Origin of the sequence: Streptomyces sp. NPDC006385, assembly GCF_040612485.1 — a bacterium.
GTDB lineage: Bacteria > Actinomycetota > Actinomycetes > Streptomycetales > Streptomycetaceae > Streptomyces.
Genome location: NZ_JBEXQG010000008.1, coordinates 75,832 through 92,213 on the forward strand (window position 1 = coordinate 75,832; position 16,382 = coordinate 92,213).

The following is a 16,382-nucleotide window of genomic DNA, read 5'->3' on the forward strand; positions in this document are numbered from 1 at the left end:
CCCACCACGCCCCACCGCGCCCCACCGCAGCCCCACCACGCCCCACCGCAGCCCCACCGGAACCGACCGGCACCCACCCCGAGCCGCACAGGGAGAGAGCACACGATGAGCAGGGCCACGAGGACGGACACGCGCTCGTCCGCACCGCACGTCGCCGACAGCCATGAGCTGATCCGCGTGCACGGCGCACGCGAGAACAACCTCAAGGACGTCAGCATCGAGATCCCCAAGCGCCGGCTGACGGTGTTCACCGGTGTCTCCGGCTCGGGCAAGAGCTCGCTGGTGTTCGACACGATCGCCGCCGAGTCGCAGCGGCTGATCAACGAGACCTACAGCGCCTTCCTCCAGGGCTTCATGCCGAACCTGGCCCGCCCCGAGGTCGACGTCCTCGACGGCCTGACCACCGCGATCACCGTCGACCAGCAGCGCATGGGCGGCGACCCCCGCTCCACGGTCGGCACCGCCACCGACGCCAACGCGATGCTGCGCATCCTCTTCAGCAGACTCGGCGAACCGCACATAGGCCCGCCCAGCGCCTACTCCTTCAACACCGCCTCCGTAAAGGCGAGCGGCGCGATCACCGTGCAGCGCGGCGACAGGACCAAGGCCGAGAAGGCGACGTTCGAGCGGACCGGCGGGATGTGCACCCGCTGCGAGGGCCGCGGCAAGGTCTCCGACATCGACCTCACCCAGCTCTACGACGACTCCAAGTCGATCGCCGAGGGCGCGTTCACCATCCCCGGCTGGAAGTCGGACAACGTCTGGACCGTCGGCCTCTACGCCGAGTCGGGCTTCCTCGACCCGAACAAGCCGATCCGCCGGTTCACCAAGAAGGAGATGCACGACTTCCTCTACCGGGAGCCGACCAAGGTCAAGGTCAACGGCGTCAACCTCACCTACGAGGGCCTGATCCCCAAGATCCAGAAGTCGTTCCTGTCCAAGGACAAGGAAGCGATGCAGCCCCACATCCGGGCGTTCGTGGAGCGCGCGGTCACCTTCACCACCTGCCCCGAGTGCGACGGCACCCGGCTCAGCGAGGGCGCCCGGTCCTCGAAGATCGGCAAGATCTCCATCGCCGACGCCTGCGCGATGGAGATCCGCGACCTTGCCGAATGGGTCCGCGGCCTCAAGGAGCCCTCGGTGGCGCCGCTGCTCACCGCGCTCCAGCACACCCTGGACTCGTTCACGGAGATCGGCCTCGGCTACCTCTCGCTGGACCGGCCCGCGGGCACCCTGTCCGGCGGCGAGGCCCAGCGCGTCAAGATGATCCGCCACCTCGGCTCCTCGCTCACCGACGTCACGTACGTCTTCGACGAGCCCACCATCGGCCTGCACCCGCACGACATCCAGCGGATGAACGACCTGCTGCTGCGCCTGCGGGACAAGGGCAACACGGTGCTCGTGGTGGAGCACAAGCCGGAGACGATCGCCATCGCCGACCACGTCGTGGACCTCGGCCCCGGCGCCGGCACGGCCGGAGGCACCGTCTGCTTCGAGGGCACCGTCGAGGGGCTGCGGGCGAGCGACACCGTCACCGGCCGCCACCTCGACGACCGCGCCAAGCTCAGGGAGACGGTGCGCAAGGCCACCGGCACGCTCCAGATCCGCGGCGCGACGACCAACAACCTCCGACACGTCGACGTCGACATCCCGCTCGGCGTGCTCTGCGTCGTCACCGGTGTCGCCGGCTCCGGAAAGAGCTCGCTCATCCACGGCTCCATCCCGGCCCCGGAGGGCGTGGTGTCGGTGGACCAGACGCCGATCCGCGGCTCGCGCCGCAGCAACCCGGCGACGTACACCGGACTGCTCGACCCGATCCGCAAGGCGTTCGCCAAGGTCAACGGCGTCAAGCCCGCGCTGTTCAGCGCCAACTCCGAGGGCGCCTGCCCCACCTGCAACGGCGCCGGCGTCGTCTACGTCGACCTCGGCATGATGGCCGGCGTCGACACCCCCTGCGAGGACTGCGAGGGCAAGCGGTTCCAGGCGTCGGTGCTGGAGTACCACCTCGGCGGCCGTGACATCAGTGAGGTGCTCGCGATGTCGGTGACCGAGGCCGAGGAGTTCTTCCGCGCGGGCGAGGCGCGGATCCCGGCCGCGCACAAGATCGTCGAGCGGATGGCGGACGTCGGACTCGGCTACCTCACCCTCGGCCAGCCGCTCACCACGCTCTCCGGCGGCGAGCGGCAGCGGCTGAAGCTGGCCACGCACATGGGGGACCAGGGCGGCGTCTACGTCCTCGACGAGCCCACCACCGGCCTCCACCTCGCCGACGTCGAGCAGTTGCTCGGCCTGCTCGACCGGCTCGTCGACTCCGGCAAGTCCGTCATCGTGATCGAGCACCACCAGGCGGTCATGGCGCACGCCGACTGGATCATCGACCTCGGCCCCGGCGCCGGCCACGACGGCGGCCGGATCGTCTTCGAGGGCACCCCCGCCGACCTGGTCGCCCAGCGCTCCACCCTCACCGGTGAGCACCTCGCGGCCTACGTCGGCGGCTGACCCCGATGTGCTTCACGTCGTCCCCTGTACGGGCCCTCCTGTCCTCCCGCTCCCGTCGGACACGGGAGTGGACGAGGTGGGAGGCGGCTCGGGAGGATGGGGGTGTGAGCCGTAACCACGCGACGTCCCCGGAGCAGCGCCTGCGGACCCTCGCCGCGCTGCGCCGCGTCCGTGACCGGATGGACCGGGAGTACGCACAGCCGCTGGACGTGGAGGCGCTCGCGCGCGGCGTGCACATGTCGGCCGGGCACCTCAGCCGCGAGTTCCGGGCCGCCTACGGCGAGTCGCCCTACGGCTACCTGATGACGCGGCGCATCGAGCGCGCCATGGCACTGCTGCGCCGCGGCGACCTCAGCGTCACCGAGGTGTGCTTCGAGGTCGGCTGCTCGTCGCTGGGCACCTTCAGCACGCGCTTCACGGAGCTGGTCGGCATGTCGCCGAGCGCCTACCGGCGTCGGGCGGAGGAGGCGGACGCGACGGCGGGGATCCCGTCGTGCCTGGAGAAGCAGGTGACCCGGCCGCTCAGGAACCGGCCGAGCCCACCGCGGCCGGCCTGACGGCAGCGTCCCCCGGACCACCGATGTCACGGATTCGGTTGCCCGCCCCGCCCGACTCGGTTCGAATGGGGCCGTGCAGAGCGAGAATCCGTGGAACGAGAGCGACGCCGGCGTCCTCAGGCTGCCGTCCGGGCGCCTGCTGCGCGGCCGGGGCCTGCGCCACCCCCTGGATCCGGCGGCACCGACCCCCGCCTACGCCCTCTACCTGCTGGGCAGGCGGCCGCCGGAGGTCCCCTGGGAGTCCCACTGGCTGCGCTGGCCCGACTTCCGTCTCCCGGCCGACCGCGCGGCGGCCCGCACCGCCCTCACCGAGGCATGGGAGCGGGCCGCCACCGAACGCGTCGAGATCGCGTGCGGCGGCGGCCGCGGCCGTACGGGTACGGCGCTGGCGTGTCTGGCGGTGCTGGACGGCGTACCGGCCGAGGAGGCCGTGGCCTTCGTACGGCGCGGCTACGACCGGCACGCCGTGGAGACGCCGTGGCAGCGCGGGTACGTGCGGCGCTTCAGGTGAGCGTCTTCGCCAGCAGCTCGGCCGTCTTGGCGATCAGCTCGTTGTCCCACGCCGCGTCCTGCTCGGGCCGCGTCGTCTGGACCGCCAGGACGAGCGGGGTGCCGTTCTCGGTCCAGGCGATCCCCGCGTTGTTGTTCGCGCCGTAGGAGCCGCCGCCCGTCTTGTCCGCGATCGTCCATGTCCTGGGCAGGCCGGCGCGGAAGCGGTTGGCGCTGGTGGTGTTGTTCAGCAGCCAGTGGGTGAGCAGGTCGCGGTCGGGGCGGTTCAGGGCGTTGCCGAGGACCAGCCGGGCGTACGTCCGGCCGATCGCGCGCGGGCTGGTGGTGTCCGTGACGCGCCACGGCTCCGCCGAGTTGAGTTCTGTCTCCCAGCGGTCGAGGCGGGTCACCGGGTCGCCCAGGGAGCGGGCGAAGCGGGTGATGGCGGTGGGGCCGCCGAGCTCGCGCAGGAGGAGGTTGCCGGCCGTGTTGTCGCTGAACCGGATGGCCACGTCGGCGAGTTCGGCGACGGTCATGCCGGTCGCCAGGTTCTCCCTGGTCTTGTCGGAGCCGTCCACCAGGTCGGCCTGCGTGTAGTGGATCCGCTTGCCGAGCACCTCGCCGTCCCGGTCCAGGTCGCGCAGAACGGCCGCGGCGGCGAGGGTCTTGAAGAGGGAGCAGACCGGGAACCGCTCGTCGGCGCGGTGGTGGACGGTGCGCTTGGTGGCGAGGTTGTGCGCGAACACGCCCAGGCGAGCGCCGTGTTGCCGCTCCAGCGCGCGGAGGCGGACGGTGACGTCGCCGTCGTTGCCGCCGGGGGTGGCGTGGGCGGGGGTGCTCGCGAGCAGGGTGGCCGCGGTGGCGGCGGTGCCGGCCGTGAGAAGGGCGCGGCGGGTCATCGGGGACTGGGCAGACACTGAGATCTTGCTCTCCTTCGCTCGTGGGGCGGCAACGATCTCTTCAGTGAGCGACGCCGCCTGTCACTCCTTGGTTGCGCCGCCGTAGACCATCGGCGGACGGCGCGACGGGCGCCCGCTCGCCACAGTGGCCGTATGGAGAACACCAAGGGGATCAGCAGGGCAGGGTTTCTGGCGGGTGCCGCGGCCGTCGGGCTGGCGGCGGCGGTGGTGCCCGCCGGGCAGGCCGCGGCGACCGGGCGAGAGCCGGAGCGCAGGGGGCTGAAGCACAGGGGCGTCGTCTACACCGTCGGGGCGGGCGAGACGCCCGGGACCGCGTGGAGCGCCGCCCGGATGCGCGAGGACGTCCGGGTCATCCGCGACGAGTTGCACGCCGACACCGTCGACGTCACCGGCGACGGAGTCGACCGCCTCACCGCCACCGCCGCCGAGGCCGCCGAACGCGGCCTGCACGTCTGGCTCCAGCCGACCCTCGGGGACGTGCCCGAGCGGGAGATCCTGGACGGCATCGCCGAGTGCGGGCGGTTCGCGGAGCGGCTGCGCCGGCACGGCGCGAGCGTGGACTTCAGCGTGGGCTGCGAGTTCTGGCTGTTCGTGCCGGGGATCGTGCCGGGGGAGACGGTCCTGGACCGAGTCGGCAACCTCCAGAAGGGCACGGTCGACATGGAGAAGATGCGGCGCCGCCTGGCCCGCTTCACCGCGAAGGCGGCGGCGGTCGGCCGCTCCGTCTTCCACGGCCGCCTCAGCTACGCCGCCGCCCAGGACGAGGAGTTCGAACCGGTCGACTGGAACCTCTTCGACGTCGTCGGCATCGACTACTACTCGTACCATCGCCGACACGCGGACTATGTACGCGAGTTGCGTCGCTACCTGCGCTGGGGCAAGCCCCTGGCCATCACCGAGTTCGGCACGTGCGCGTACGTCGGCGCCCCCGAGGCCGGCGGCATGGGCTGGGACATCGTCGACTACACCAAGGAGCCTCACGAGATCAAAGGCGACCTGGTGCGCAGTGAGCGCACACAGGCCGCCTACCTGGTCGATCTGCTGGACGTCTTCGAGTCGATGGGCCTGTACGCGGCGATGGTCTTCGAGTTCCTCACCGCGGACGCCCCGCACCGCCCCGACAACCCGCGCTACGACCTCGACCTGGCGAGCTACGGCATCACCAAGGCGATCAAGGACCGCCCCGACGACCCGGCCTCGGACTGGCACTGGGAGCCGAAGGAGGCCTTCCACGCGCTGGCCCGCCGGTACGGCCGACGGGCGGCGTCCGGCCCGCGGGGAGACCATGGCTGAGGAGGCGCGCGTATTCTTCTTCCAGGGCCCCGACGCCAACGGCTGGACGGTCCAGGAGGCTCCGGCCCCGCTCGCCGAACGCTGACCTAGGCGCAGTACGTGTCCTGGCCCGGACGCTTCCCGGTCGCCAGGAAGCGGGAGACGGTGGCGTCGCCGCAGGCGTTTCCGTTCTCGAGGTAGGCGCCGTGGCCGGTGGAGTTCACGGTGACCATGACGGCCCGCCCGCCGAGGTCCTCGCGCAGCTTCAGGGCGCCGCTCAGCGGGGTGGCCACGTCACGCTCGTTCTGCACGAGCAGGACGTTGGACGGGCCGCGGTCGGTGACCCGCACCGGCTCCTCCTTCGGCTGCCACGGCCACGCCGCGCACACCATCGCGTTCCTCGGCATCCCCGCGGTCAGCGGATACTTCGCCCGGCTCTCGGCGACGCCCTTGCGGTACACGGCGGCCGACCGGGGCCAGGCACCGTCGTTGCAGATGGTGGCGGCGCCGACCGCGGCGCCGTTCTGCAGCATCGCCTCCGGCGGGGCCGGCGGCGCGGGCGGCACCGTGCCCTTTTCCGCGGCCAGCATCAGTGTGGCCAGGACCGGGTAGTCGTCGGGGTCGTAGAAGCTGTCCAGCATGGTCTGGCGCAGTACGTTGCCGTTCAGCCGCGCCGGGTGGGCGCCGGGCCAGGGGATCGGCTCGCGGTCCAGGCGGGCGGCGAGGCGGAGGAAGCGCGGGCGCACCTCGGCGGCCGTGTCGGCGAGCCGGTACGGATTGCCGGGCGTGGCCGCCCACTTGGCGAACACGGGGAAGTTGTCCTCGGCCCCCACCTCGAACGCCTGGAGCCAGGCGCGCTCCGCCCGTACCGGGTCGGCGTGGTCGTTGCTGTCCAGCACGACGCGGTCGGTGCGGTGCGGGAACAGCTCCAGGTACGCGGCGCCGATGTAGGTGCCGTACGAGTCGCCCCACGCCGACAGCTTGCGCTCGCCGAGCGCGGCCCGGATGCGGTCGATGTCACGGGCGTTGTTCTTCGTGCTGATGTGCCGCATCAGCTCTCCGCCGTTGCGTGCGCAGGCATCCGACACATGCCGGGCGTAGGCCATGTTCTCGGTGACGGAACCGTCGGGGGCCGGCCACGGGCGGAACTTGGTGAGGGCGAGGTCGGCCTTGTCGAGGTCGCAACTCACCGGCGCGGAGGGTGTGTTGCCGCGTGGGGCGAACCCGATCAGGTCGTAGGCGTCCCGCACTTCCCGCGGCAGCTTCCGCCCCTTGGCCGAGGGGTGGTCGAGGCTCGTTCCGCCGGGCCCGCCCGCGATGAGCAGCAGCGCGCCCCGGCGTGCCGACGGCTTCTCGCTGCGGATGCGGGAGACGGCGAGGTCGATCCTCTCGCCGTCGGGGTCGCCGTAGTCCATCGGCACGGAGACGGTGGCGCACTCCTGCCGTGGATCGAGCCCCTCACCCTCGCACGTGCTCCACTTCAGCGGCGCGGGCGTGCCGTCGGCGGACGCCGTGAGCGGGGTGACGACCCCGAAGACGACTCCGCAGGCGGCGCCGATCAGGGCGGCACTCTTCGTGATCTGCTTCATGCACAGCAGCCTGACTGGTCTTGACGAGGCGTCACATCCTGGTAACTCCCGTATCGCCTCGGGGGTTTACCCGGTGGGGTTCACCCCAGTCCCAGCCTCAGCGTCATGATGAGCCGGTCCTCTCCGGGCCCCAGGTAGTCCCGGCGCACCCCGCCCTCGGTGGAGAACCCCAGGGACCGGTACAGCATGATCGCCGCCGCGTTCGTCGGCTCCACGGTCAGGCGCACCTCATGGACCCGCTCCCGGCGCACCTGCCGCAGCACCTCGTGCATGAGCCGCTTGCCGAGCCCTCTGCCCCGCTGGTCGGCGCTGACGGCCAGGCTCAGGACCCAGCACACATAGCCGTCCGACGTCGTGACGAAGAGGACATAGCCGTGCAGGCACTCCCCGTCGTCCAGGACGAGGATGCGGTCGCCGTGGACGTCGACGTGCTGGCGCAGGACGAAGTAGGGGTAGGGATCGTCCGGGAACACCTCCCTGTCCACCCGCAGGAGCTCGTTCAGGTCGGCTTCGGTGACCCCTCGCATGGTCAGGGGCCGGTCGGCGCGGTCGGCGAAGAACGCCTGGTCGGTGTGGTTGCCCGGGAAAGGGAAACGTTCCTCCGGTAGCGCCATCATCCGCCCCCTGTGTGATGGAATGGAGTCACTCGTGCGGGTGAGTGCCTGTTGCTCGCCGTTTCCGGTGCTCAGTAGCGGTCCGCCCATCTTGAGCAGCGCGGTTCCGGCTGTTCAAGACCGCATGATGCCTATGCCCCAACGCGCTCCCGATGCGCCTCCTTTTGGTACCGTTGGTGGAATGACCCAGAGATCGTCGGGGGGCGTCCAGGTGAGGAATGCCGATGTGCCATGGGACGCGGCATTCGACTCGATCGCCTACCTTGATCACAACTACCGCGACTTACAGGCAGAGGACGCGGAGATCCTGCACATCATCCGGGATCATTTCGGCGATCATTTCCGGAAGCAGGGCGTCGGGCCGGTTTCCGGGATCGACGTGGGCGCGGGCGTGAACCTGTATCCCGCACTGGCCATGCTGCCGTGGTGCGACGAGATCACCCTCTTCGAGCGTTCCTCCTCGAATGTGGAGTACCTCGAGAGCCAGGTCGACTCCTATGAGGAGAACTGGGACAAGTTCTGGGCCGCCCTGTGCCGCAAGAAGGCATACGGCTCCCTGGACATGGACCCGCGTGAGCGCTTCCGCAAGGTCGTCAGGGTCGAGCAGGGCGACATCTTCGCGCTCCAGCGGCACGAGGGGCGGTGGTCCGTGGGGACGATGTTCTTCGTCGCCGAGTCGATGACCGGCTCCCCCCGCGAGTTCACGCTCGGCGTCGAGCGTTTCATGCGCGCGCTGGCCCCCGGCGCCCCGTTCGCCGCCGCCTTCATGGAACATTCGAAGGGATATCACGCGGGCGAGCATTTCTTCCCGGCCTGTGACGTGGGAGAATCCGAGGTGCGCGCGAGCCTTGAGGAATTCGCCGCCGACTTCAAGGTTCAGCGCCTGGAATCCAAGGCCGAGGTGCGCGACGGATATTCGGGAATGATCGTCGCCTACGGCTGGCGAAGGAAATCGGACGCGGTCATTCCGTTCCATTGACCGGTCTCGCTCGACGGTCTTGACTGACCGGTCCCGACGGGCCGGTGAGTCTTCATAACAGAACAGGGCTATTCCGCAAGTGACGGCAGTGCGGCCTGTGTGAGGGGCATGGGATGCAGATCAAGCCACGCCAGCATCTGCTGGACATCTGGCAGGCAGTCGCCCGCCACTCTTTCGACGGGGGAGAGTGGGAGTGGGGAGACTGGGGCAAAGAGAGCAGTGTCGCCGACGCGGAGCGGCTGCTCTGCCTGCTGTACCCCGCCACCGAGATCCCGGCGTTCCGCCTGGACGACCCGGACACGACACAGGACGACGTCCAGCAGGTCCTGAAGAGGGCCGGCGGGCGGCTGGAGGTTCCGGCCAACCTCGTCACGGCCACGGCCGAGTTCATGCGGACGCACACCGGTGAGGACAAGAGACCGTCCTTCGCCGGGGGTTACTACTTCGGGTCCGCGGACAAGACCAAGGAACTCACCGAGGAACAGCGCCAACTCGGCGTGGTCGACTCGTTCTCCATGTCGATCACCCTGTGCCTGGCCACGCTCGGCTTCCTCAAGGTCTACGAGACCAGGACCAGGCGCGGCGACATCCGCGAGACCATCGACGAACTGCGCCAGGCCACCAGCAACCGGCTCACCGCCGCCATGGTGAGCCTGCTGCGCTCCTTCACCGTCAACGTCTTCGACATCGACGCCTCCCAAGGTCGCACCCTGTGCGAACTCCTGGGCCAGGGACGCATGTCGCAGCGACAGGTGCTGAACAAGTTCCAGAACCGTTTCCGCCCCCTGCGCGCGGCGATCGTCGAGAGCGTGTCCCTCGGCATCGACATCGAGGAAGGGCTCAAGGACGAGAACCAGCTGTTCGAGTGCGGCTGGGCCTGGACCATGGTGAAGGACGCCCCCGAGATCGAGACCAGCGAACCCATCGGGCCGCAGCCCGCGGGCGTCGCCAACCCGGTGCCGTACCTGTACTTCACCGTGGTCGCCCTCGACGGTATCCAGGACCTGTTCTCCGACCGCACCCTCACCCTCGGCCTGCTCAACGCCGAGCAGCAGAAGCTCGCCGAGGCGCTCCGGCTGCGCTGGGAGCTGACCCAGCAGTACTGGTCGCGCATCGCCCGCTTCGACGACGACCGCTGGCCGCTGGAGGACATTCCCTGGCGTACGACGGGACAGAAGCTGGAGTCGGAGTACTTCTCCCTCTCCGTCGCCGCCATCCTCGTGCACGACCTGATGCGGCGCCGGGCCACCGACGACGACCTGACCCGCACCGTCGGCATCATGGAGCGCCTCGCCGAACGCGGCCGCATCACCAGCCGCATGACCCGCGACGACCCCATGGTCCAGGCGCTGCACAACGTCGGCGTCGCCCTGCCGCTCCAGGGCAGCGAGCGGCTCGGCCCACCCATGACCTGGGCCATGACCGACTTCTCGGCGCAGCTGCTGAAGCGGACCGTCCAGCTGTGCACCCTGTCGCGCAGCCTCGCCTCGCACGACCGGCTGCTCAGACTCGCCGAGGACGTCTTCGACCACATGTGGCAGCGCCGCATCCGCGAGGGCGAAGGCGTCGGCCTGTGGGACAACATCCACGCCGCCTATCCCCAGGCGGAGATCCTCAAGCGGCGCGTACCGGTGTCGTGGAGCATCACCGAGCGCGTCACCGAGGTCATGGTGCAGGCCCACGAGATGTACCGGCAGCCACCGATCCGCAGCCTCGAACTCACCGAGCTCGCCAGGGCGTTGCTCAGTGAGTCCGCCCACCTCCTGGGCAACGAACAGATGGAACCCGCGCCCAAGGACGACGGCCGGCACGGGATGCAACTCAGGAACATCGAGGTCAAGTTGCGCCGCGCCCGCAGCCTCGTGGACGAACAGCCGGGCACGGCCTACGCGTTGGCCCTCGACGTGCTGGGACAGCTCGACGCGCTCGCCCGGGCCCGCGAAGCCGCGGACCGGGGAGTGTGAACCGTGCTGATCTTCGCCGCCTCCGACAAAGGAGGCACGGGCCGCTCCGTCACCAGCGCCAACCTGGCCTACCACCGGGCGCTCGCCGGGGACGACGTGTGCTACCTCGACTTCGACTTCGGCTCGCCCACCGCGGCGGCCGTCTTCGACGTGGGCGACGCCCGCCAGGCCACCGAGGACCACGGTCTGCACGCCTACCTCATAGGGGAGGTCAGCGAACCGGCCAGGATCGACGTCTGGGCCGAGACCGAGCACCAGGTGCTGCGCTTCCCGCCGCCCGGCTGCGGCCGCCTGGTGCTGATGCCCGGCGACGTCAGCGGCGGCGAGTTCGCCACCAGCGACGACAACCTGCGCCGGTGCGTCGACCTGCTGATGACGCTCTACTACGAGTTCGACCTGGTCGTCGTCGACCTCAGCGCCGGCCGCTCCTACGCCGTCGACATGGTCCTGGAGGCCACCGCACAGCCCGAGATGAGCGAGGTCACCGCCCGCTGGCTGGTCTTCCACCGCTGGACCCGCCAGCATGTGGCGGCCGCCGCGAGCCTGGTCTTCGGCAAGCGCGGCATCGTCGCGGGCGGCGTCGACCGCGGCCACGACGAGGACGCGCTGCGCGCCGCCATCCGCTTCGTCCGGGCCGCCGTACCCGACCCCGAATCGCCCCTGTGGTCCCAGGTCTCGCCCACCCAGTCGGCGTGGATGCGCAAGACCGACGGCGACCTCAAGCAACTCGCCTCCACCCACGGCATCGGCTACAGCCAGGTCCTCGGCTCCGTCCCCCTCGAACCGGTCCTCCAGTGGCGGGAGCAGCTCATCACCGACGAGGACGTGCTCGACAGCCAGATCGCCAACCAGGAGACCTGGCAGGCGCTGAGCCGACTCGCCGGACGGCTGACCGACGACAAGTACTGGGAGCAGGCGTGAGCGAAGCCGTGTTCCAGGAGACCACCGCCGAGCCCCGCACCCAGTCCGTGCCGCTGTCCCACCTCTCCCTGGAGCTGGGCCACCTCTACATGGAGGACTTCGAGGCGGGCCCCAAGCGGCTGGGCGAGCACTTCGCGGAGGTGCGGCTCTGGGTGGACGCCGTCCGCGCCTCCGTCGCCCGCCGCAGCAAGCGGCCGCGCATCAGCACCTGCTTCCTCATCGACGACTACTTCACGCGCTTCTCCACCCCGGCCGAACTGATCCCGATGGTGCTCAAGGAGGCCGAGAAGGCGGGCCTCGCCATCGACTACCTCGCCCGCGAGTCCGGCTGCGCGGTCGCCGACCGCGTCGAACTCGCGGAATCGGTCATGCACCGCCTCGTCGAGTCGCCGCCGCCGGGCAGCTACGGCTCCCGTCCGCCCGTCAGCCAGACCGGCTGGCTCGCCAACGGCCAGCGCACCCCCACGACGTCCCGCAGCGCCCTGGGCGCGGTCAAGGGCTGGGAGCCGCCCCAGGAGACCGCCGCCCGCAACCACTCGGTGTTCATGGACGTCGAGCTGTGGTCCGAGAAGGACGGCCGCCGCCTGTGGTCCTGCCCGTTCCTGGCCGCCGTATGGCAACTGGCCCGGCTGGGGCTGTTACGGCACCTCGGTGAGCCCGTGCTGGTGCCGCGGGAGTGGGCCGGCGAGGACTTCCCGCACGACTGGGACCGGCTGCCGCCGCTGATCAAGCTCACCGACACGAAGGCGCCCTTCAGCGCCTACCGTACCTGCACCCTCATGCCGAACCGCTTCCTCGCCGTCGAGGACGCCGTACGGCTCATCCTCGACCAGATAGACGTCGACGCCGGAGCCCTGCGACAGGTCGCCCAGCGCTCCCGCGACGAGGGGATGCCGGTTCCGGCGGCGGTCGCGCAGCGCGCCACCTACGTCTTCTACGAGGAGCCCGGCGACCCGTCCGAGAGCGAGGAGTCCTGAGATGACGGCGGCCCCGGGACAGCCCGCGCGTCCGGTCCTCGCCTGCGGCGAGGTGCGCACCTGTCTGCTGCCGTCCTTCCAGGCGCTGGACCGCCGGGCCGCCGCCCAACTGCTCCGGCTGCGCGCCGACGAACACGTCCGGGTCTCCGAACGGCCCACCATGTACGCCCTGTCCCCCGAGGTGCTGACCGGGGTGGACTGCCGGCTGCCCACCTCCAACGGCAGCAAGGTCCGGGCCGTCGGTACGGTGGCCGCCCGCGCGGCGCTGACCGAGGGCCGCCTGTTGCAGTCGACCGCGTACTTCAGCGCCCCGGCCGCCGGACCCGACACGCGCCGCCCCTGGGGCCAGTACCTCGTACGTCCGGGCCTGGTCGAACCGTTCGGCAAGCTGCCCCAACAGGCCGCCGCGGAGGGCGTGTTGCGAGGCGCGGACAAGGGCGAGCTCGACCTCGGAATGATCGCCGAGGCCCTCATGGCCCAACTCCGCCGCCACGCCTTCCTCGACCGCAGGGTGCCCTTCAAGTCGCGTCCCACGCGCCTGCGGTGGGTCGCGCGACGGGAGCCCGAGCGGGAGCGGGCCTCCCTGGTGAACTTCACGGTCGCCGAGGGCGGCTTGCGGACGACGGAGCTACGGCTCCCGTCCGACGTTCCGGCTGCCGCCGCGGCCGGTCTGTGCGAGGATCTCGCCCTGCACGACTGGCTTTTGACGACCGTTCAGCACATGCTGGACAACAGCCGTCTCGGCGCCGCGGACGGGCCCTCGGTCGTCGAGGCGCTCCACCCGGTGGTGGTCCACCTCCTGCATCTGTGGATGCCGCGGGCTCACGTCGATCCCGCGCTGGGTCACCTGTGGGACGTGCTGGAAGAGAAACCGGGGTTCTCCCGCCAGTGGGAGAACCTGAGCCGGCGCATCAGAGACCGGCTGGCCCTCCAGGCCGTAGCGACGCCGCACCAGGCACTGAGCACACGCTGAGGGGCGGTACCCGAACCAGAGAACCCGACGGGGGAAGAGACATGAACGGAGCGTCATCGTTAGGAGCAGGGAACAACGGGCACGGGGCACCGCCCCAGCGGCAGCGCATGCCCAAGATGTTCTGGCGGATCGTGATCACCGCCGGGGCGGCGGGCGGGGCCTTCCTGCTGACCAGCATCCTGGACCAGGACGACGGGAACATCTGGCAGTGGGTGGCGTCCATCGTCATCGGCAGCGCGGCGTTGATCGTGCAGTTCCTGATCGACTTCGGGGAGCGATTCGAGAAGGTCGACCGGCGCTTCAACGAGATCCTCGCCGCGACGGAGCTGTTCAGCCAGGTCGACGGTTCCGTGCTGCGCTCCGACGAGGTGAGCCGGCTGGTCCTCGGCTACACCAAGGTCCGTGAGCAGGGCGGCGACATCGTGCAGGCCTTCGCGGAGAAGGAGCTGGCCGACCTCGCCAAGCTGATGGAGGGCCTGGCCAAGGGCAGCGAGGACCGTCCCGGTGAGAACCACGAGTGGCTGATCAACCTCACCGACTGCGCCAAGATGACCCTCGACGCCACCAGCACCTCCGTCGACCGGGACTTCTGGTTCAGCGGGCCCGCGGAGCGCTACCTCGTCGCGCAGGAGAAGGCGATCAAGCGGCGGGGTGTGGAGATCCGGCGGCTGTTCATCGTGAAGGAGCCGCACGAGGTCAACGAGGACCTCAGAGAACTGTGCGAGGAGCACCGCCGGCACGGCATCGACGTACGGATCGCGGTGCGGTCGCGCAAGGTGAACGACTTCATCATCTTCGACGGGGAGCTGTGCTACGAGACCGCGCCGGACCTCCAGTCCAACCCGGACGGCACCTGGCTGCGGGGCGAGCAGGAGCACGTCGAGGACCGCGTGAACCAGTTCAACGAGCTGTGGTCGGAAGCGAGGGAGCTGGAAGCGGTGCTTCCGACGGTCACGACTTCAGAGACGTGACGAAGCCCTGCCAGGCGTGAGCGGGGATGAGGAGTACGGGACTGTCCGAGGCGAGTTTGGTGTCCCGGACGGGGACTGCGCCGGGGATGCCGTCGGCGACCTCGACGCAGGCCTCGCCGCCGCTGCCGCCGCTGTAGCTGCTCTTGCGCCAGCGGGCGGCGCCGGGGAAGTCGTACGCGATCTCGATGCAGTCCTCGCCGCCGCTGCCGCCGCTGTAGCTGCTCTTGCGCCAGCGGGCGTTGCTCAGGTCGTACTCGCGCATCGTCTGTAGTCCTCCGCTGCTGACTCGATCAGGGTCAGGGATGCTTCCCGCGACAGTGCGGTGGCCCTGAGGAGATCGTAAGACGCCTGGATCCGCTTCACCACAGCTGGGTCGTCCAGCAGATTCCCCGAAAGCACGCCTTCTGTATAGACGGTTGGCGGGGCGTCCTCGAACTTCATGAGCTTCATCATCTTGCCCATCTCCGGGTGTGCCCCAGCCGCGAACGGCAGTACCTGCACCAGCACCTTGCGCTCCCGCATCAGTGCGGTGATGTGGTCCAGCTGACGTGCCATGACCGCCGGGGCGCCGACCGGGATGCGCAGGGCCGCCTCATGCAGGACCGCCCAATACACAGGCCGTGTAGCGTCCTTGAGGATCTGCGTCCGGTCCATGCGCCCCTTGACCAGCTCCTCGATGTACTCGTCGGCGGCGAGGGGATTGCCCGCCAGGAAGACCCCGCGGGCGTACTCCGGCGTCTGGAGAAGTCCCGGGATCACCAGCGGCCCGTACTCACAGATCTCCGTCGCGAGCCGCTCCAGCTCCACCACATGCGCGAAGTACTCCGTGTACGGCTGCTCCTTGATGAGCTTTCGCCAAAGCCGCTCGAAAATACCGTCGGTTTGTAGGGCCTCATCAATCCGCTGGGCCACATCAAGCTGAGGTTTCCGAATCGCCTGTTCGAACTGCCCGATGTATCCGCCGGAGACAAATACCCGGGATCCCAACTCCACCTGAGTGATCCCGGCGTCCTCCCTCCGCCGTTTCAGCTCGGCTCCGAAGAACTCCCAGGCCGCCTGCCGTGAACCATTGGCCATGGCCAACCCCCTTGTACTGCCCTGCACTTGTAGCGCCCATTCGGGGCACACACTCCTGCCGAGTGTAGGCGTCGCAGGTCAGGATGGAGATGAAAAGAGTGAAACCCAAAAGGGAGGGGAGTGACGTGTCGGCACGACACTCGGCGCAGTGCGCCGAAGAAGCGGAGGAAGCAGTGAAGGAATTGCGGGCGGCGCTGGAGAAGGCAGGAATTACGCTCCCGACACTCCGGATCGACCCGGCGAGTCTTGCGCGTGAGGCCCCTTGCCCGCTCGTCGAATTGGGCCGCTGTTCCGTCGCGACGGCGCAGCGCCTCGCGGCGGTGCTGCGATGAAGCCACCGATCGGGTCGTACGTCGTCGACACTCGTTCGGGTCGGATCGGCGTCGTGATGGGGCACGAGGGCCCGTACGTGCAGCTGAGACCGTACGGGGGCGGCAAGGAGTGGGACGCCGACCCGTCGGCCGTACGCAACGCCACGCCCGCCGAGCGGCTCCGCGCGGCGACCGCGTACGCGAACGCACGCAGCCGGGGCGAAGTTCCTTGACGCGGGGACGGCCGACCAGTGGGAGACCACCTCGCG

Annotated in this window: 17 protein-coding genes; 12 read left to right on the forward strand and 5 right to left on the reverse strand. The window is 69.8% G+C overall.

Features of this window, described 5'->3' with window-relative positions; all coding sequences use genetic code 11:
* Positions 1–105: 105 nt before the first annotated feature.
* The 3 genes from ABZ078_RS08580 (at position 106) to ABZ078_RS08590 (ending at position 3,567) form a co-directional block, all read left to right on the forward strand.
* The gene (locus ABZ078_RS08580) at positions 106–2,499 is read left to right on the forward strand and encodes an excinuclease ABC subunit UvrA (RefSeq protein WP_356572981.1); all 2,394 of its coding nucleotides are present in this window, start codon (positions 106–108) and stop codon (positions 2,497–2,499) included.
* A 179-nt stretch (positions 2,500–2,678) separates the two neighbouring features.
* Positions 2,679–3,056 (forward strand): helix-turn-helix transcriptional regulator, encoded by a 378-nt coding sequence (locus ABZ078_RS08585; protein ID WP_356573230.1) that lies wholly within the window; start codon positions 2,679–2,681, stop codon positions 3,054–3,056.
* A gap of 73 nt (positions 3,057–3,129) precedes the next feature.
* Complete coding sequence (locus tag ABZ078_RS08590; RefSeq protein ID WP_356572983.1) at positions 3,130–3,567, forward strand: protein-tyrosine phosphatase family protein; 438 nt, start codon at positions 3,130–3,132, stop codon at positions 3,565–3,567.
* On the opposite strand, the gene bla is transcribed toward ABZ078_RS08590, so the two are convergent.
* Positions 3,560–4,444, reverse strand: a complete 885-nt coding sequence (bla, locus tag ABZ078_RS08595; RefSeq protein WP_356573231.1) for a class A beta-lactamase — start codon at positions 4,442–4,444, stop codon at positions 3,560–3,562. The two genes, ABZ078_RS08590 and bla, sit on opposite strands and share 8 nt — an antisense overlap.
* A 153-nt stretch (positions 4,445–4,597) precedes the next feature.
* On the opposite strand from bla, the gene ABZ078_RS08600 reads away from it, so the two are divergent.
* Positions 4,598–5,758 (forward strand): abortive phage infection protein, encoded by a 1,161-nt coding sequence (locus ABZ078_RS08600; protein WP_356572985.1) that lies wholly within the window; start codon positions 4,598–4,600, stop codon positions 5,756–5,758.
* An 86-nt stretch (positions 5,759–5,844) separates the two neighbouring features.
* Here the strand turns inward: ABZ078_RS08600 and ABZ078_RS08605 are convergent, their stop codons facing one another.
* Positions 5,845–7,326: an alpha/beta hydrolase gene (locus ABZ078_RS08605; protein ID WP_356572987.1), complete on the reverse strand. Its 1,482-nt coding sequence runs from the start codon at positions 7,324–7,326 to the stop codon at positions 5,845–5,847.
* Between the two features lie 80 nt (positions 7,327–7,406).
* Positions 7,407–7,940, reverse strand: coding sequence for a GNAT family N-acetyltransferase (locus tag ABZ078_RS08610; RefSeq protein ID WP_356572989.1), 534 nt, complete (start codon positions 7,938–7,940; stop codon positions 7,407–7,409).
* Between the two features lie 181 nt (positions 7,941–8,121).
* Here ABZ078_RS08610 and ABZ078_RS08615 point away from each other — a divergent pair, with 181 nt between their 5' ends.
* The 6 genes from ABZ078_RS08615 to ABZ078_RS08640 all read left to right on the forward strand — a co-directional run bounded on the left by ABZ078_RS08615 (position 8,122) and on the right by ABZ078_RS08640 (position 14,725).
* Positions 8,122–8,919 (forward strand): SCO2525 family SAM-dependent methyltransferase, encoded by a 798-nt coding sequence (locus ABZ078_RS08615; RefSeq protein ID WP_356572991.1) that lies wholly within the window; start codon positions 8,122–8,124, stop codon positions 8,917–8,919.
* A 113-nt stretch (positions 8,920–9,032) separates the two neighbouring features.
* The gene (locus ABZ078_RS08620; RefSeq protein WP_356572993.1) at positions 9,033–10,883 is read left to right on the forward strand and encodes an SCO2524 family protein; all 1,851 of its coding nucleotides are present in this window, start codon (positions 9,033–9,035) and stop codon (positions 10,881–10,883) included.
* 3 nt (positions 10,884–10,886) lie between these two features.
* Positions 10,887–11,804 (forward strand): SCO2523 family variant P-loop protein, encoded by a 918-nt coding sequence (locus tag ABZ078_RS08625; protein ID WP_356572995.1) that lies wholly within the window; start codon positions 10,887–10,889, stop codon positions 11,802–11,804.
* Positions 11,801–12,781: an SCO2522 family protein gene (locus ABZ078_RS08630; RefSeq protein WP_356572997.1), complete on the forward strand. Its 981-nt coding sequence runs from the start codon at positions 11,801–11,803 to the stop codon at positions 12,779–12,781. The genes ABZ078_RS08625 and ABZ078_RS08630 overlap by 4 nt, the downstream gene beginning before the upstream one ends.
* 1 nt (position 12,782) lies before the next feature.
* Complete coding sequence (locus ABZ078_RS08635) at positions 12,783–13,754, forward strand: SCO2521 family protein (protein ID WP_356572999.1); 972 nt, start codon at positions 12,783–12,785, stop codon at positions 13,752–13,754.
* Between the two features lie 107 nt (positions 13,755–13,861).
* Entirely contained in the window at positions 13,862–14,725 is an 864-nt protein-coding gene (locus ABZ078_RS08640) for a DUF6879 family protein (RefSeq protein ID WP_356573001.1), read from the forward strand.
* On the opposite strand, the gene ABZ078_RS08645 is transcribed toward ABZ078_RS08640, so the two are convergent.
* On the reverse strand, positions 14,706–14,987 hold the full coding sequence (locus ABZ078_RS08645) for a DUF397 domain-containing protein (RefSeq protein WP_356573003.1): 282 nt from the start codon (positions 14,985–14,987) through the stop codon (positions 14,706–14,708). The two genes, ABZ078_RS08640 and ABZ078_RS08645, sit on opposite strands and share 20 nt — an antisense overlap.
* Complete coding sequence (locus tag ABZ078_RS08650) at positions 14,969–15,802, reverse strand: helix-turn-helix transcriptional regulator (RefSeq protein ID WP_356573005.1); 834 nt, start codon at positions 15,800–15,802, stop codon at positions 14,969–14,971. The genes ABZ078_RS08645 and ABZ078_RS08650 overlap by 19 nt, the downstream gene beginning before the upstream one ends.
* A gap of 125 nt (positions 15,803–15,927) precedes the next feature.
* On the opposite strand from ABZ078_RS08650, the gene ABZ078_RS08655 reads away from it, so the two are divergent.
* Both ABZ078_RS08655 and ABZ078_RS08660 read left to right on the forward strand, forming a co-directional pair.
* Positions 15,928–16,134: a hypothetical protein gene (locus ABZ078_RS08655; RefSeq protein ID WP_356573007.1), complete on the forward strand. Its 207-nt coding sequence runs from the start codon at positions 15,928–15,930 to the stop codon at positions 16,132–16,134.
* Entirely contained in the window at positions 16,131–16,346 is a 216-nt protein-coding gene (locus ABZ078_RS08660) for a hypothetical protein (protein WP_356573009.1), read from the forward strand. Before ABZ078_RS08655 ends, ABZ078_RS08660 begins: the two co-directional genes overlap by 4 nt.
* The last annotated feature ends 36 nt before the right edge of the window (positions 16,347–16,382 follow it).

Bases quoted from the DNA above. Each gene is read 5' to 3' on its own strand.
- ABZ078_RS08640 (WP_356573001.1), top strand. From the start codon at position 13,862: ATGCCCAAGATGTTCTGGCGGATCGTGATCACCGCCGGGGCGGCGGGC.
- ABZ078_RS08645 (WP_356573003.1), bottom strand. From the start codon at position 14,987: ATGCGCGAGTACGACCTGAGCAACGCCCGCTGGCGCAAGAGCAGCTAC.
- ABZ078_RS08615 (WP_356572991.1), top strand. From the start codon at position 8,122: ATGACCCAGAGATCGTCGGGGGGCGTCCAGGTGAGGAATGCCGATGTG.
- ABZ078_RS08660 (WP_356573009.1), top strand. From the start codon at position 16,131: ATGAAGCCACCGATCGGGTCGTACGTCGTCGACACTCGTTCGGGTCGG.
- ABZ078_RS08580 (WP_356572981.1), top strand. From the start codon at position 106: ATGAGCAGGGCCACGAGGACGGACACGCGCTCGTCCGCACCGCACGTC.
- ABZ078_RS08650 (WP_356573005.1), bottom strand. From the start codon at position 15,802: ATGGCCAATGGTTCACGGCAGGCGGCCTGGGAGTTCTTCGGAGCCGAG.
- bla (WP_356573231.1), bottom strand. From the start codon at position 4,444: ATGACCCGCCGCGCCCTTCTCACGGCCGGCACCGCCGCCACCGCGGCC.
- ABZ078_RS08600 (WP_356572985.1), top strand. From the start codon at position 4,598: ATGGAGAACACCAAGGGGATCAGCAGGGCAGGGTTTCTGGCGGGTGCC.
- ABZ078_RS08635 (WP_356572999.1), top strand. From the start codon at position 12,783: ATGACGGCGGCCCCGGGACAGCCCGCGCGTCCGGTCCTCGCCTGCGGC.
- ABZ078_RS08585 (WP_356573230.1), top strand. From the start codon at position 2,679: ATGGACCGGGAGTACGCACAGCCGCTGGACGTGGAGGCGCTCGCGCGC.
- ABZ078_RS08620 (WP_356572993.1), top strand. From the start codon at position 9,033: ATGCAGATCAAGCCACGCCAGCATCTGCTGGACATCTGGCAGGCAGTC.
- ABZ078_RS08605 (WP_356572987.1), bottom strand. From the start codon at position 7,326: ATGAAGCAGATCACGAAGAGTGCCGCCCTGATCGGCGCCGCCTGCGGA.
- ABZ078_RS08610 (WP_356572989.1), bottom strand. From the start codon at position 7,940: ATGGCGCTACCGGAGGAACGTTTCCCTTTCCCGGGCAACCACACCGAC.